The following is a 14,697-nucleotide window of genomic DNA, read 5'->3' as shown; positions in this document are numbered from 1 at the left end:
ACTGCGAAGCACTCGTAAGCGACGGCCCCGAAGGCATTGCGGAAGCGGACCGCGGTCCGTTACGGTCGGAAGGCATAACCGGACTGTAGTCCCCTTCACTCGGAGGTTCCACATGGCCGCGCTCATCTCCCGCGACGAACTGAAGGCCGCGATCGACGCGGGCACCGTCACCGTCGTCGACGCACTCGGCGGCGAGTACTACGCCAAGCAGCATCTGCCCGGCGCCGTCCCGCTCGCGCCGGCCGAGGTCGACGCCCGGGCCGCGGAGCTGCTCCCGGACCGGGACGCCGCCATCGTCACGTACTGCTCCAACCCGGCCTGCGCGAACAGCACGCAGATCGCGGACCGCCTGACCGCTCTCGGGTACACCGATGTCCGCAAGTACCGCGAGGGCATCGAGGACTGGACCGCGGCCGGGCTGCCCACCGAGTCCGTGTGACCGGTGCACTCCGGCACACTCGCCCCGGGCGTCAGGGAGCCGAGACCGCCAGCGTGTCCCAGGTCCCGGTGATGTTCGTGTAGCCGCCGGCCAGGCAGCCGGTCACGGCGGTGGCGATGTTGCCGGACACATCCCAGGAAGCGGTGGCGTGCACCTGGCCGCCGGTGAACGCGCCCTGCGTGATCAGCCCGGAGAAGACCACGCCCGTCCAGGTCAGCTTCACGGTGCCCACGAAGTAGCTCTGCGCGTCAGGGAGGCCGATGCCGTCCCAGGTCAGGGTCCCGTGCATCGCGCCGTTCGGGATGCCGAACGCAGGGATGCAGGAGCCCTTGCCGGAGCCCTGGAAGCCGGCGGTGACGGAGAAGATCTGGGCGCCCGGCGTCGTGGTGCGGCAGCCGGTCGACAGACCGCTGCCGGACCACGACTGCTGGCGGTCGCCGACCACCGAGAGGCCCGGCTGCAGGGAGAGGCCCGCGACTCCGCCGGCGCACCGCACCTCGGCAGGAGCCGGGGCCCCGGCCGCGCGGACCGCGGGTGCGGGCGGACCGGGCGGTGCCGCGGCCGTCAGCAGACCGACCAGTGCCGCGGCTGCCGGCAGCCCTGCCGTACGACGGCGTAATCCCCGCATGGCACTCCTCGGTTCCTCCGGTGGTGCGTTCCGGTACGAGTGTTGGCCGCGCGCCCGCCGGCGGCCTCTTCACTCGGCCGTACGGGGTACAGGGGGTGTCAGTGCGCCCCAGTAGTCTTCCCGCCACCGCACCCCGACCGGGAGGAACACCGCAGTGTCTGGCCTGTCCGCTTTCCCCCTGCCCTTCGAGGCATCCCGCTCCGTGCTGTTCGCAACTCCCCTGACGCTGCGGGAGCTTGAGATGATGCAGTGCAGCGCCCAGCTGCGGGCGAAGCCCGGCTGGTTCGAGAAGAGGAACGATCCGGGCATCGTCGCCAAGTGGACCGAAGAGGCGGTGGCGCAGGGACTCACCGAGGCGCAGGTGCGGTACGTGCTCGACGAACTCGCGCACTACGCGTCCATACGCGACCCGCACACCGGCGTCGAGGTCTCCGCCGTCGACGGGGTGTGGCAGTCGGACACTCTGGTGGACGAGGACCTCAACTCCCGGCTGCGCAAGGCCGTCCGGGTGCTCGAGGACGTGCCCGAGGACGAGCGGGACTGGCATCCCGGGTCCGGCGGACAGGTGCTCGACCTGGTGCATCCCTCCCTCTTCTGCCTGGTGCGCGGGGTCAGCGGCGCCCCGGAAGAGGCTTGGCGCAATCCGACGAGCCAGTCCTCTCGGCACGAGTTCTCGGAGAAATTCCAGTGGCTGCCCGCGGACGTGGAGGTCGGCGCCGACGGCGAGGCCGCCTTCCTCTCGTATGTGAACAACGTCCACCCGGAGCGGCATGGCGAACTCACCGCCGTACTGCCGGAGTTGTTCGCGCGTATGCGCCCGCTCTTCGAGAATGTGCTCACCGATCTGCGCCACCCGCGGCCGCTGCGGATCGAGGCCGATCCGTACGGGTGGTACGACGCGGTGGAACCGGAGTACCCGGACGAGGACGACTTCAGCGACGAAGAGGCCTACGAAGCGGCCGTCCTCGCCCATGAGGAGGCGATGGACGACTGGTGGCGCGATCGCCGGCCGGTCGTCCCCGACGCCCCCGCCTTCACCCCGCCCGAGGTGCCCGAGGACTTCGCCCGGGTCGATCTGCGCGGCCGGCGCCTCCAGGTCATCGTCAAGCTCGCCACCATCCACCTCACGCCGGACAAGCCGGAGTACAGCGGTGGCTCCTGGCATGTCGAGGGGATGCTCAACGAGCGGATCGTCTCGACCGGCCTCTACTACTGGGACAGCGAGAACATCACCGAGAGCCGGCTGGGCTTCCGGACGGCGCTCGACGAGCCGCAGTACGAGCAGAACGACGACAACGGCATGCGTGAGGTCTACGGCCTGGAGAACGAGGAGGCGCTGAACCAGGTCCTCGGCTCGGCAGCGACCCCCGCGGGCCGCTGCCTCGCGTTCCCCAATGTGCTGCAGCACCGTGTGAGCCCGTTCCGGCTCGCGGACCCCGCGCGGCCGGGGCATCGCAAGATTCTCGCGTTCTTCCTGGTCGACCCGTCGGAAAGGATCGTCTCGACCTCCGATGTGCCGCCGCAGCAGCCCTGGGCGGCCACCTCGACCATGACGCTGGAGGAGGCCAAGGGCTACCGCGAACAGCTCATGCAGGAGAGGAAGTTCTTCGTCGACGAGCACAACGAGCAGCTCTACGAGCGGGAGTTCTCCCTCTGCGAGCACTGAGGGTCAGGAGGAGGGCCAGTCCACCTCACGCTCCAGCCGTACGTCGGTGACGCTCACGCCCTCCGGAGCGCCGAACGCCTCGACCATCACGCCGTTGCCGATGCCGGTCACCTGCACGGCCAGGTGACCGGCGCCGACGCGCAGGTCGATCCGTACCACCGGCTCTCCGGAGAAGTCCGGCATGCGGTGGATCCGTGCGGCCGGATATCTCAGCGTCGTCAGCTTGTCGCGCAGGGCCTCGTACGAGGCGAGGTCCGTGCCCGAGAAGGCCTTGTGGATACGGCTCCGGTGGCGCTGCGCGGCGCACTCCTCGTCCCAGGTCAGCGCGACGGGGTCGACGGTGGACGTCAGGGCCGTGCCCGAGGTGGCGGTGGACGTCACGGCCGTGCCCGAAGTGGCGGTGGACGTCACGGCCGTGCCCGAAGTGGCGGTGGGAAAGGAGAGCGAGCAGGACTGCGCGATGAGGTCCGCGAGTTCGAGGAAGCGGAACTCCGCGTCATCGGTGACCGTGACGGCGCCGGCAGGGGCGGCGGTGGCGTGCTGCGCGCCGGGGCCGGTGAGCAGGAAGGCGCCGAGCGCGGCCGCCACCAGGGACTTCTTCGCAAGGAGTGTTGATCGCATGCCCGTACGATGCGGCTTCGCGGACCGTCTTCACATGAGTAGCCGTACTCAGTGCGTCTGCGTATCCGCTCAGCCGCCTGCGCCCAACACCCCTGACTGACGGCCTACTTGGTCGCCCCCTGCGCGAACCCGTTGTAGATGTAGCGCTGCAGGAAGAGGAAGACGAGCAGGGTCGGCACGATCACCAGGATCGCCCCGGCCGAGATGTTCTCCCAGTGCGCGCCGAAGGGACCCTTGAAGCGGAACAGCGCGGTGGAGATCGTGCCCTTGTCCTCGGAGGGCATGTAGAGGAACGGGATGTAGAAGTCGTTGTACGTCGTGATGCCCTTGACGATGACGACGGTGGCGATCGCCGGCTTGAGCAGCGGCAGGATGATCTTGCGGTAGATGGTGAAGGTGTTCGCGCCGTCGAGCCGGGCCGCCTCGTCGAGCGAGGTCGGGATCCCGCGGATGAACTGCAGGAAGATGTAGATCGACACGATGTCCGTGCCCATGTAGAGCAGGATCGGCGCCCAGCGCGTGTCCACCAGACCGAAGCTGTTGACCACTTGGAAGGTCGCGACCTGGGTGGTGACGCTCGGCACCAGCGTGGCGATCAGGAAGAGGGCCATGACCGTCTTCTTGAGCCGGAAGTCGAAGCGGTCGATCGCGTACGCCGTCATCGAGCCGATCAGGACGGTGCCGGTGATCGAGAACAGCAGGATGAACGCCGTGTTCCCGAACGCCGTGAGCATCTTGCCGTCGTGGAACGCGGTCACGTAGTTGGCGAAGTTGAACCAGTTGGACGGCAGGCTCAGCGCGCCGCCGTCGGCCACCTCGCGGGAGGTCTTCAGCGAGGTGAGGAAGACGACGGCCAGCGGCACGAGCACCACGAGCGAGGCGACGACCAGCGAGAGGTACGTCAGGGCCGTGCCGAGGCGGGGCCGGCGCGCCGCGGCGCCGGTGCGTTGCCTGCGCACCGCGGTTCGGGCGCGCCGGTCGGGAGTCAGCGTGGTCATACCAGGTCCACCTTGTCGTCGGGCACGATCCGTCGCTGGAGCCAGGTGACCGCCAGGATGATCAGGAGCAGCACGACGGCGCAGGCCGAGGCCAGGCCCGTCTTGTTGAACTGGAAGGCGAGCTTCACCGTCTGGATGACGAAGGTCTGGGTGCCGGTGGCGCCGCCGGTCATGATGTACGGGATCTCGAAGACGGCCAGCGAGCCGGAGATCGCCAGGATGACGCTGAGGCTCAGGACGGGCCGGATGCTCGGCGCGATGATGTGCCGGAACTGCTGCCAGCGGCTCGCGCCGTCCAGCTGGGCCGCCTCGTAGAGCTCACCGGGGATCGACTGGATCGCGCCCAGGAAGAGCACGAAGTTGAGCCCGGTGAACCGCCATACGGACACCCCCGCGAGCGAGGTGTTGGCGGACTCGGGGTCACCGAGCCAGGCGCGGTCCCCGTCGGCGCCGAACCACGACAGGATCGAGTCGAGCGTGCCGCCGTCCTGGAAGAAGTAGAGGAAGACGAACCCGATGGCGACACCGTTGATCAGGTAGGGGAAGAACAGGATCCCCTTGAAGAGATTGCGGAAGCGCAGGTCGAAGCTGAGGACCGTGGCGAAGTAGAGCGCGATCACGATCTGCACGGCCGACGCCGCGAGGTAGTAGAGGCTGACGAAGAACACCCTGAACAGCTCGGGCCGGGTGAACAGTTGGATGTAGTTGTCCAGGCCGGTGTGGTTCCGGTCGGGGCTCACCCCGTCCCAGTCCGTGAAGCTGTAATAGATCATGTTGCCCACGGGGACATACGTGAACGTGATCAGGAGCGCCAGCGGCGCCAGCAGGAACAGCCACGGCGTGATCCGCCGCAGCGGATGATCACGCCAGGAACGGGTGGGCGGTGCCTTGCGCCGCGCCCCGCGCCGCTGCGCCGGTGCGGGCCGGCGCAGCGGCGCGGGCGGCGCCTTGGACGTGGTGTCGGTCATGGTCGGACGGCCTCTCGTGATCCGCTTCGAACGTCGTGCGGGCGTGGGGCCCGGCCCCCCCTCGGGGAGGGCCGTGCCCCACGCGCGTGTCCGGTTCAGTTGCCGGTGATCGCGGCTCGGTTGCCGGTGATCGCGGTCCAGTTGCCGGCGATCGCCGCTCAGCTGCCGGCGATCGCGGCCGCGTCGGCCCAGCGCTTGTCCAGCTCGGCGAAGTAGTCCTGCAGGGAACCCTTCTCCGCGCCACGGGCGATGTCGATCAGCTTCTGGCGGTAGTCCGGCTTGGCGAGACCGATCTCGGAGGCGTTGTCGATGGCGTTGACCTGCTCCGTCTTGGCCTCGGAACGCTCCACGAAGGTGACATCGTTGTCCTCGAACGGCTTGACGACCTCGGGCATCCCCGCGGACTTCAGGGCCGGAACCCCGCCCTCCTTCGCGGCGAAACCGGACTTCTCCGTGAACCAGTCGATCCACGCACGGGCGGCTTCCTTGTTCTCCGAGTGGGTGTTCACGGCGAGCTGGTAGTCGGAGAGCATGGTGGCGCAGAACTTCCCGTCCTTCTGCACCGGGAAGGGCATGAAGCCGATGTCGTCCGGGTTCTCGCCCAGCCTGGTGGCCTCGGCGCGCATCTGGTTCACGGCCCAGGAGCCGAGCAGCATGCTGCCGATCTCGCCCTTCGCCAACTGGGCCTTGGAGCCTTCCCAGTTGGTGGTGGCGGGGTCCTTCTCGGACAGCTTGCGGTGGACGATGTCGTACAGGAGCGTGTCGATGACGTTGAGGTCGCCGCCCTTGGCCCACGGCTTGTCGGAGCCGGCCAGGCTGTCGGAGGCCCCCACGTCACAGCTGACCGAGCCGATGCTGTTGGTCCAGGGGCTGCTCAGCGGCCAGCCGTCCTTGAAGTTCGTGTAGTACGGCGCGGCACCGGTCTTCGCCTTGATCTTCTCCAGGCCGGCGAGGAACTCGGCGGGGGTGGTGGGCCACTCGGTGACGCCGGCCTTCTCCCAGACGGCCTTGTTGTAGACGAGACCGTTGACGGTGCCGAAGTTGGCTATGCCGTACGTCTTGCCCTTCACATCGCTCTTGCCGGTGAAGCGGTACTTGCCCTCCATGTCCTTCGTGTCGCCGAGCGGCGCGAAGAACTTGGGGTAGTCGCCCTTGGCGACCACGCCGGGGATCAGCAGGACGTCACCGTAGTCCTCGGTGTTCATCCTGATCTTGACCTCTCCCTCGTAGTCGGTGAGGCCCTGGAACTTCACCTTCACCTTGGGATAGATCTTGTTGAACTCGGCGGCGTACTTGTCCATCGTGTCGTCCTGCACGAGGTCCGTACGGTTGGTGAGCACGGTGATCGTGCCCGACACCTTGTCCGGATCCTTGGGAGCGGTGGCCGCCTCCCCCGACGAGGCTCCCCCGCCACCACCACACCCCGCGACGGTCAGCAGCGCGGTGGCAAGCAGCACCGCACTCAGCGGCTTCCTCCTCATATGCCCAACTCCTTCCAAGGGTTACGGCTCAGGCCCCAGCGGCTGACGGCACTATGTCAGCGATGTGTGAACCGGTAAAGCGCCGATTTCCTTCGCGATACCCAATCGTTACCGGCCCCTCGCCCTGCCTGCGGGCCTCGCGGCGGCCAACTGCGCAGCTGTGTGCGCCGATGATCGCTTCTGAGGACTGGACCGGTTAATCACCCGGGAGTTAGGTTGACGGGCGTCACCCACCACCGGGGCTTGCGCCTGTCCGAAGAGGAGCCGCTGATGAAGGACGTCGTCCAGCTGACCGAAGGCTGGCAGCTCAGTCACGACGGGACGTTGCTCGAAGCCCGCGTGCCCGGCTGCGTCCACTCGGATCTGCTCACCGCGGGGATCATCCCCGACCCCTTCATCGGCACGCACGAGAAGGATGTGGCCTGGGTCGGACGGCAGCCCTGGACCTATCAACGGCCGCTCTCCTACGAGGAGTCGGCCGCGAGCGGGCACGAGCGCACCGACCTGGTCTTCGACGGCCTGGACACCGCGGCGCGCATCACGCTGGACGGAGTGGAGCTCGGCAGGACCCGCAACCAGCACCGCTCGTACCGCTTCGATGTCACCGGCCGCAGCGGCGCGTTGGACGTCACCTTCACCTCCGCGTACGAAGAGGCGGAAGCCGTACGCCGGTTGACGGGCGACCGGCCGAATGTCTATCCCGAGCCGTTCCAGTACATCCGCAAGATGGCGGCCAACTTCGGCTGGGACTGGGGCCCGACGGTGGTCACGGCCGGCATCTGGCGTCCGGTCCGCCTGGAGCGCTGGTCCACGGCCCGGCTCGCGCGGGTGCGCCCGCTGGTGACCGTGGACGGTACGCGCGGGCGGGTCGAGCTGCGCGTCGACCTGGAGCGCACCGCCGCCGGAACGGACCGGCCGCTGCTCGCGCAGGCCACGGTGGCGGGCGTGACCGCCCGCGCGGAGGTCGGCGGCGATGAGGCCACGGTCGTGCTCGACGTACCGGACGTAAGGCTGTGGTGGCCGCGCGGACACGGCGAACAGCCGCTGTACGAGCTGGAGTTGACTCTCCTCGATGGTGACGCACCCCTGGACACGTGGCAGCGCCGCATCGGCTTCCGTACGGTCGAGCTCGACCGGTCCGCCGACGAGCACGGCACCGGTTTCACCTTCGTCGTCAACGGCGAGCGGATCTTCGTCCGCGGTGTGAACTGGATCCCGGACGACGTCCTGCCCTCGCGCGTCACGTCCGAGCGCTACCGCCACCGCCTGGAGCAGACCGCCGCGGCCCATGTGGACCTCGTACGGGTCTGGGGCGGCGGCATCTACGAGGACGAGGCCTTCTACGACACCTGCGACGAACTCGGCCTGATGGTCTGGCAGGACTTCCTCTTCGCCTGCGCCGCCTACCCCGAGGAGCAGCCGCTGCGCGGCGAGATCGAGGCCGAGGCGCGCGAGAACGTCGTACGGCTCATGCCGCACCCCAGCCTCGTGCTGTGGAACGGCAACAACGAGAACCTGTGGGGCTTTCGCGACTGGGACTGGGAGCAGCCGCTCGCCGGTGACTCCTGGGGCGAGGGCTACTACCTCGGGGTGCTGCCCCGGGTGGTCGCCGAGCTCGACCCCACGCGTGCGTACAGCGCGGGCAGTCCCTGGTCGGGCTCCTGGGACCACCACCCCAACGACCCGGACCACGGCACGCACCACTCGTGGGAGGCGTGGAACCGGCGGGACTTCACCGAGTACCTCGCCGACGTGCCGCGGTTCGTCGCCGAGTTCGGCTGGCAGGCGCCTCCCGCGCTGGCCACCCTGCGCCGCGCGCTGCCCGGCGAGAAGCTCGCGCCCGACTCCCCCGGCATGCTGCACCACCAGAAGGCCGAGGACGGCAACGGCAAGCTGAACCGCGGTGTCGCACGTCATTTCGCGCTGCCCGAGGGCGACTTCGACCGCTGGCACTACCTCACGCAGGTCGTCCAGGCCCGTGCCGTCGCCACCGGCATCGAGCACTGGCGCGCCCACTGGCCGCGCTGCGCCGGCACGGTCGTCTGGCAGATCAACGACTGCTGGCCGGTCAGCTCCTGGTCCGCGATCGACGGCGACGGCCGCCTCAAGCCGCTCCACCACGAGCTGCGCCGGGTGTACGCCGACCGCCTTCTGACGTTCCAACAAGGGCCGGACGGACCCGAGTTGACGCTCTCCAACCTGGGTGCCGAGCCGTGGACCACCGATGTCACGCTGCGCCTGCTGCGCACCGACGGCACCCTCTCCGCCCGCGTCTCGCTGGGGCTCACCGTGCCCGCCCGCGAGGTGCTCCGGCTGCCGGTGCCGCCCGAGGTGCGGCCGGCGGACGGGGCCACGAAGGAGTACCTGGTGGCCGACAGCGAGGAGCTGCGGGCGGTCCATCTGCCCGTACCGGACAAGGAGTTCGCGTATCCGCAGCCGCGCTTCGACATCGCTGTCGAGACCGTGGGCGGCGACCCGGACACGGTGGACGTGGAGGTGATCTCGCACACGCTCGTCCGAGATCTGCTCCTTCAGGCCGACCGCGTGGCCCCCCACGCGACGGCCGACCGGGGCCTGGTCACCCTGCTGCCCGGGGAGCGCACACGCATCCGGGTACGGGGGGCCGCGGGCGTCGGCGCCAACGCGATCCGCGCGGCCCTGTTCTGCGTGGAACCCGCGTGAGCGCTCCCGCCCAGCGCATCACCATCAAGGAGGTCGCGGCGGCGGCCGGGGTGTCCAAGGGCGCGGTGTCCATCGCGTTCAACCACAAGCCCGGTCTGTCCGAGGCCACCCGGGAGCGGATCTTCACCGTGGCACGGGAGTTGGGTTGGGCGCCCAACTCCTCCGCCCGGAGCCTGTCCACACGGCGGGCCGACACCGTCGGTCTCGCGCTGTGCCGGCCGGCGCGGCTGCTCGGGCTCGAACCGTTCTACATGGACTTCATCTCCGGGATCGAGAGCGTCCTCGCCGAGCGGTCCTGCTCCCTGCTGCTCCGGCTCGTGAGCAGTCTGGACGAGGAGATCGCGCTGCAGGAGACGTGGTGGCGCGAACGCCAGGTGGGCGGGTCCATCCTGGTCGACTTCCACCGGGACGACCCGCGGATCGGTCCGCTCAAGGAGCTCGGCATCCCGGCGGTCGCGGTCGGGCACCCCGATCTCACCGGCGGGATCCCGTCGATCTGGACGGACGACGCGGCAGCGGTGGCGGAGGCGGTGCGCTATCTGGCCGCGCTCGGCCATCGCCGCATCGCCCGGGTCGGCGGCCCCGCCGGCCTCGGGCACAGCGCCATCCGGGAGCGGGCCTTCCAGGACACCCTCGGTGAGCTGGGTCTGCAGCCGACTCCCCCGGTCACCACGGGATTCGCGGGCGAGGAAGGAGCGCGCGCCACCCGCTCGCTGCTGCTGCGGCGCGAGCGGCCGACCGCGATCGTCTACGACAACGACATCATGGCGGTCGCCGGTCTCGGGGTGGCCGCCGAGATGGGGGTCGCGGTCCCGGACGAACTGTCGCTGCTCGCCTGGGACGACTCCCAGCTGTGCCGGCTCACGCATCCCACGCTCTCGGCGATGAGCCACGACGTGCACGGGTTCGGGGCGGAGGTGGCGCGCGAACTGTTCGACGTGATCGCCGGCCGTCCGGTGCGGCCGCGGCCGGTGATGACCCCGTCGCTGACACCGCGTGCTTCCACGGGGGTGCCGCGCGCGGTCGCGGGGTGACAGGTGCGTGGCGGTCTCGGTCGGTACGAGTTGCTCAGGCCGTACGCGGCCGTCCTCAGCTGGTACGGGCGGCTTCTCATCCCGTACGCGGCGGCCTCAGCCGGTACCGGCGGCTTCTCATCCCGTACGCGGCGGCCTCAGCCGGTACGAGTGGTTTCTCATCCCGTACGCGGCGGCGCCGCGGTGCTCGCGCGGGGCAGCAGGCGGGCGGCGGGCACCTGGCTGTGCGTCACGTGCTGCTTGTCGACCGCGGCCAGGAGCATCCGGGCCGCGTGGGCACCGTACTCCCCGATGTCCCGGGTGAGCGCGGTGAGTTGGGGCCGTACGGCCTGCGTGAAGGGTGAGTCGTCCCAGGCCACGAGGGACAGGTCCCGGGGGACCTCCATGCCGAGCTCCTGCGCGACCGAGAGGCCCGCGAGCGCCATGATGTCGTTGTCATAGATGATCGCCGTGGGGCGTTCGGGCGCGATGAGCAGCCTGCGCGTGGCGCGTGCGCCCTCGTCGCCGGAGTAGTCCGTGTGCACCACGACGGGCCCGGGCAGCCCGGCCTCGCGGCAGCTGTCCTCGAACGCGGCATCCCTTTCGGCCGTGTGCGCGAGCTGCGGCAGTCCGGCCACGCGGGCGATGGCGCGGTGCCCGAGAGCGGCGAGATAGGCGACGGTCTCGCGCATGCTCGCCCCGTCGTCGGACCAGACGGAGGGCACGGCGCCGGCGGCCCCCGGCGGACCCAGGACCACCGCCGGCAGATCCATGGCTTCGAGCGCCGGCACGCGGGCGTCCGCCACGTGCAGATCCACGAGCAGGGCCCCGTCCACCCGGCCCTCGCCCCACCAGCGGCGGTACAGCTCGATCTCGTCCTCGTGGCTGGTGACGATCTGCAGCATCAACGCGATGGAGCGCGGAGCGAGTTCGGACTCGATCCCCCCGACCAGCTCCATGAAGAACGGCTCCACCCCGAGGGTGCGCGCGGGCCGGCACACGGCCAGGCCGACGGCGCGCGCCTGCGCACCGTTGAGGGCACGCGCGGCACTGCTGGGCCGCCAGCCCACCTCGGCGGCGATCGCCTTGATCCGCGCCCGGGTCTGCTCGGAGACGCCGGGCTGGTCGTTGAGTGCGTAGGAGACCGCGACCTTGGAGACTCCCGCCTGGCGCGCGATGTCCGCGATCGTCGGCCTCTTCATGCGCCCTCCCGCTGTACCGGTTCCGCACCTCAGCGGCCGACCTTACCGGTCGGCCGCCGAGGTCGCTCATCCGGTCACTGAACGGGGAGTCAGTCCGTGGCGCAGGCGGCGCCGTCCAGCTGGAAGGACGCCGGCGCCGCAGTGCCGCCGGTGGTGGAGGCGCTGAGGCCGAAGCTCACCGAGCCGCCCGCCGGGATGGTGCGGGTCCAGGACTCGGGAGTGACACGGACCTGTTTGCCGTCCTGGGCCGCCTTGGCGTTCCAGATCGAGGTGATCCTCTCCTCGCCGCGGAACGCGAAGCCCAGCTGCCAGCCTTCCATGGCCTTCGCGGAGGTGTTGCGGACGGTGACCTCGGCGTTGAACCCGGTGCCCCAGTCGTGCAGGCGGTATGCGACGGCGCAGGCGCCGGTGCCCGGCTCGCCAGGCTCTTCCGGCTCCTCGCCACCCCCGCCGTCGCCGAAGACGCCGGCTTCCTTGGCGGTGGCCTTGATGCCGTCGGCTCCGTCGAACAGGCGCCGGCCCCAGGCGGAGGGGCTGTTCGCGTCGAAGTTCTGTACGAGGTCGAGGTACTCCACTCCGCCGCCGTTGCCGCTCCAGGACCAGCCCAGATAGCCGAGGTCCAGGGAGCGGGCGGTGGCCATGATGGCGTCCTCGTCCGGATTGCCGTCCGAGTGCATGTCGCCGAACTCGCCGACGACGATGGCCAGTTGGGCGCTGACGTAGCGGCCCAGGTAGTCGCTCACCTCGGCCGGGGTGTCGTAGACGCCGTACATGTGGATGTCGAACAGGATGTTGCGGTCCGGGTCGGCGGCCATGACCTCGGCCGCGTTGTCGCGCATGGTGAAGGACCAGTCCTGGCCCCAGTTGGGGGCGTCGACCATCAGCGTGTGGTCGAAGCCGGCCGTCCGCAGCCTTCCGATCGCGGCCTTGGTGTCGGCGGTCCAGGCCGTGTAGTTCGTGTTCCCGTAGGGCTCGTTGCCGATGTTGACCAGGACGTACTTCTCCTGGCCCACGACGGCATCCTTGACGCTCAGCCAGTAGTCCACGGCCTTTGACAACGATGTCGCGGCGCCTGCCTCGCCGTAGCCCGTCGTGTCATGGGCCTCGAGGACGCAGATCAGGCGGTTCTGCTTGCACTCGTCGACCACGTGGGCGACATCGGCGGTGTCGTTCTTGGTCCACTGGTCGCCCGTACTCAGCACGACGCGCACGGAGTTGGCGCCCTTGGCCTTGATGTCCGCGAGCGCCTGGTCGGTGCGGTCGGGGTACCAGGTGTGCGCGTGATTGACCCCGCGCATCACGAAGTCCTGGTTGTTGGCGTCGAGGAGCCGGCCACCGGCGACATGGAAGCCGGGGATTTCGGCGGCCTGCACGGACGGGACGGCGGCTTCGGCTGCCCGCGTGGCGGATCCGGTGGATCCGGCACCCCCTGCGGACCCGGCGACCCCGGCAGATCCGGCGGCCTGCGCGGACGGCGCGACCGTCAGCGGTACGGCGCAGGCTGCCAGCAGGGCGGCACAGGCGGTTGCGGCTCGTGTTCGTCTCATCTACTGCTCCTGGTTCGATCGGTGCGCGCCGGTCCGTGGGCAGCCGATGGCGGCAGCCCTGGGCGCGACGCGGCATCAGGGGCGGTACGGGCCGTGCCCGCTCAACCGGGACACGGCAGGCCAAGGCCGTCGGCTCGGCGCCGGCCGGCCGCCACCCGGGGTGCGTCGGACACCCCGGGGCGGCGGCATGACCGAGCGGTACGCGGGGAGCCGGCCGGTACGCGCCCGGCCTGCTGCACGGCAGGCCGGGTACCGGTTCGCAGGCTTCCGCTCGGCGACGGCCCCGACATTAGGGGGCACGGTTCCTCAGCACAATGCTTTCTACCGAACCGGTTAAGCGGCTTCGCGAAGGCCAGTTCGCGGCGCACGAACCCGCCTAGCCCCGGACCCTGACACCCGCCGCGGACCGGCCGGCCGAAGTCCGTGCCGCCGCAGCCCGTCCGGCCGACGCCCGTGCCGCCGCGGCCGCCCCCACGAGGCCCGCGTCCTGGGCGAGGGCCGCGGGCCCGACCCGCAGTCCGCGGACGAAGTCCAGCGTGGCGTAGGAGTCGAGATGGCGCCGCAGCGGGGCGAACAGGACGTCGCCGGCCTGCGCCACGCCGCCGCCGATGACGACCGCTTCGATCTCGACCAGGGTGGCGGTGGCGGCTATGGCCGCCGCGAGGGCCTGTGCCGCACGGTCGAACGCCCCGAGTGCCGCCGGGTCACCCTGTGTTGCGGCCGCCGCGACCGCCGCCGCCGTGGCCTCCTCGCCCCGCGGCCGCACCCAGCCTGCCGCCACCGCCTGCCGGGCGATCGCGGTTCCGCTCGCCAGCCCTTCGACACAGCCGCGCCCGCCGCACGGGCAGGGGGCTCCGTCGAGATCGACACTGATGTGGCCGATGTGGCCCGCGTTGCCGGAACGCCCCTGGTGCAGGCGGCCGTTGAGGACCAGGCCGCCGCCCACGCCCGTCGAGACCACCATGCACAGCGCGTGGTCGACATCGCGCGCGGCGCCCCTCCAGTGTTCCGCCGCGGTCATCGCCACGGCGTCCCCGACCAGGACCGGTTCGATGCCGGCGAGGAGCGAGGGATACGAGCGCACCTCGGCCACCAGCGGAAAGTCCCGCCACGCAGGGATGTTGACCGGGCTGACGGTGCCTTGCGCCGTGTTCACCGGGCCAGCGCTCGCGATCCCCAGGCCGTGGATGCCGCTCCAGCCGGGCTCCTTGGCCAGGCCGTCGAGCACTGCGTCGACCGCCCCCATCAGGACGCGGGCCGATTCGCGTGCGGGAGTCGGGTGCTGGACGCGCCGCACCACCCGCCCCTCCTCGTCGACGAGCGCCCCCGCGATCTTCGTACCGCCGATGTCCAATGCCGCGTACATGACCCTCCCTCTCCCGGCGCGAGGCGAAGCCGCGCACCGCGGAACCGTGACAGTTTCCGAGAGGATACTTAACCGCTTAAGTTCAG

At 70.2% G+C, this 14,697-nt stretch carries 12 protein-coding genes; 4 read left to right on the top strand and 8 right to left on the bottom strand.

Features of this window, described 5'->3' with window-relative positions:
* Nucleotides 1-112 precede the first annotated feature (112 nt).
* The gene (locus H9Y04_RS02755; RefSeq protein ID WP_187812013.1) at nucleotides 113-439 is read left to right on the top strand and encodes a rhodanese-like domain-containing protein; all 327 of its coding nucleotides are present in this window, start codon (nucleotides 113-115) and stop codon (nucleotides 437-439) included.
* A 31-nt stretch (nucleotides 440-470) separates the two neighbouring features.
* Here the strand turns inward: H9Y04_RS02755 and H9Y04_RS02750 are convergent, their stop codons facing one another.
* Nucleotides 471-1,067 (bottom strand): hypothetical protein, encoded by a 597-nt coding sequence (locus H9Y04_RS02750; RefSeq protein ID WP_187812012.1) that lies wholly within the window; start codon nucleotides 1,065-1,067, stop codon nucleotides 471-473.
* Between the two features lie 154 nt (nucleotides 1,068-1,221).
* Here H9Y04_RS02750 and H9Y04_RS02745 point away from each other — a divergent pair, with 154 nt between their 5' ends.
* Complete coding sequence (locus tag H9Y04_RS02745) at nucleotides 1,222-2,733, top strand: DUF4246 domain-containing protein (RefSeq protein WP_187812011.1); 1,512 nt, start codon at nucleotides 1,222-1,224, stop codon at nucleotides 2,731-2,733.
* Nucleotides 2,734-2,736: 3 nt separating this feature from the next.
* Here the strand turns inward: H9Y04_RS02745 and H9Y04_RS02740 are convergent, their stop codons facing one another.
* From H9Y04_RS02740 to H9Y04_RS02725, 4 genes are all read right to left on the bottom strand, one after another.
* Nucleotides 2,737-3,354, bottom strand: a complete 618-nt coding sequence (locus H9Y04_RS02740; protein WP_187812010.1) for a hypothetical protein — start codon at nucleotides 3,352-3,354, stop codon at nucleotides 2,737-2,739.
* A 104-nt stretch (nucleotides 3,355-3,458) separates the two neighbouring features.
* Entirely contained in the window at nucleotides 3,459-4,352 is an 894-nt protein-coding gene (locus tag H9Y04_RS02735) for a carbohydrate ABC transporter permease (RefSeq protein WP_236070543.1), read from the bottom strand.
* Complete coding sequence (locus tag H9Y04_RS02730) at nucleotides 4,349-5,320, bottom strand: carbohydrate ABC transporter permease (protein WP_187812009.1); 972 nt, start codon at nucleotides 5,318-5,320, stop codon at nucleotides 4,349-4,351. Before H9Y04_RS02730 ends, H9Y04_RS02735 begins: the two co-directional genes overlap by 4 nt.
* Nucleotides 5,321-5,478: 158 nt before the next feature.
* Nucleotides 5,479-6,801 carry an ABC transporter substrate-binding protein gene (locus tag H9Y04_RS02725; protein ID WP_187812008.1) on the bottom strand — a complete coding sequence of 441 codons (1,323 nt, stop codon included), beginning with the start codon at nucleotides 6,799-6,801 and terminating at the stop codon, nucleotides 5,479-5,481.
* 270 nt (nucleotides 6,802-7,071) lie between these two features.
* On the opposite strand from H9Y04_RS02725, the gene H9Y04_RS02720 reads away from it, so the two are divergent.
* Nucleotides 7,072-9,483 carry a glycoside hydrolase family 2 protein gene (locus H9Y04_RS02720; protein ID WP_187812007.1) on the top strand — a complete coding sequence of 804 codons (2,412 nt, stop codon included), beginning with the start codon at nucleotides 7,072-7,074 and terminating at the stop codon, nucleotides 9,481-9,483.
* Complete coding sequence (locus tag H9Y04_RS02715; protein ID WP_187812006.1) at nucleotides 9,480-10,517, top strand: LacI family DNA-binding transcriptional regulator; 1,038 nt, start codon at nucleotides 9,480-9,482, stop codon at nucleotides 10,515-10,517. Before H9Y04_RS02720 ends, H9Y04_RS02715 begins: the two co-directional genes overlap by 4 nt.
* A gap of 158 nt (nucleotides 10,518-10,675) precedes the next feature.
* Here the strand turns inward: H9Y04_RS02715 and H9Y04_RS02710 are convergent, their stop codons facing one another.
* From H9Y04_RS02710 to H9Y04_RS02700, 3 genes are all read right to left on the bottom strand, one after another.
* The gene (locus tag H9Y04_RS02710) at nucleotides 10,676-11,698 is read right to left on the bottom strand and encodes a LacI family DNA-binding transcriptional regulator (protein ID WP_187812005.1); all 1,023 of its coding nucleotides are present in this window, start codon (nucleotides 11,696-11,698) and stop codon (nucleotides 10,676-10,678) included.
* Between the two features lie 89 nt (nucleotides 11,699-11,787).
* The gene (locus H9Y04_RS02705) at nucleotides 11,788-13,245 is read right to left on the bottom strand and encodes a cellulase family glycosylhydrolase (RefSeq protein WP_187812004.1); all 1,458 of its coding nucleotides are present in this window, start codon (nucleotides 13,243-13,245) and stop codon (nucleotides 11,788-11,790) included.
* A 376-nt stretch (nucleotides 13,246-13,621) separates the two neighbouring features.
* Nucleotides 13,622-14,611, bottom strand: a complete 990-nt coding sequence (locus H9Y04_RS02700) for an ROK family protein (RefSeq protein ID WP_187812003.1) — start codon at nucleotides 14,609-14,611, stop codon at nucleotides 13,622-13,624.
* Nucleotides 14,612-14,697 lie beyond the last annotated feature (86 nt).

It is taken from the genome of Streptomyces polyasparticus (assembly GCF_014493765.1).
GTDB classification, from domain to species: Bacteria; Actinomycetota; Actinomycetes; order Streptomycetales; family Streptomycetaceae; genus Streptomyces; species Streptomyces polyasparticus.
The sequence above is the reverse complement of the archived record's forward strand: the minus strand, read 5'-3'. Positions and strand labels throughout refer to the sequence as shown.

Coding starts and splice junctions, on each gene's coding strand:
- H9Y04_RS02755 (WP_187812013.1), top strand. CDS start 113: ATGGCCGCGCTCATCTCCCGCGACGAACTGAAGGCCGCGATCGACGCG.
- H9Y04_RS02720 (WP_187812007.1), top strand. CDS start 7,072: ATGAAGGACGTCGTCCAGCTGACCGAAGGCTGGCAGCTCAGTCACGAC.
- H9Y04_RS02705 (WP_187812004.1), bottom strand. CDS start 13,245: ATGAGACGAACACGAGCCGCAACCGCCTGTGCCGCCCTGCTGGCAGCC.
- H9Y04_RS02710 (WP_187812005.1), bottom strand. CDS start 11,698: ATGAAGAGGCCGACGATCGCGGACATCGCGCGCCAGGCGGGAGTCTCC.
- H9Y04_RS02735 (WP_236070543.1), bottom strand. CDS start 4,352: ATGACCACGCTGACTCCCGACCGGCGCGCCCGAACCGCGGTGCGCAGG.
- H9Y04_RS02700 (WP_187812003.1), bottom strand. CDS start 14,611: ATGTACGCGGCATTGGACATCGGCGGTACGAAGATCGCGGGGGCGCTC.
- H9Y04_RS02730 (WP_187812009.1), bottom strand. CDS start 5,320: ATGACCGACACCACGTCCAAGGCGCCGCCCGCGCCGCTGCGCCGGCCC.
- H9Y04_RS02725 (WP_187812008.1), bottom strand. CDS start 6,801: ATGAGGAGGAAGCCGCTGAGTGCGGTGCTGCTTGCCACCGCGCTGCTG.
- H9Y04_RS02740 (WP_187812010.1), bottom strand. CDS start 3,354: ATGCGATCAACACTCCTTGCGAAGAAGTCCCTGGTGGCGGCCGCGCTC.
- H9Y04_RS02750 (WP_187812012.1), bottom strand. CDS start 1,067: ATGCGGGGATTACGCCGTCGTACGGCAGGGCTGCCGGCAGCCGCGGCA.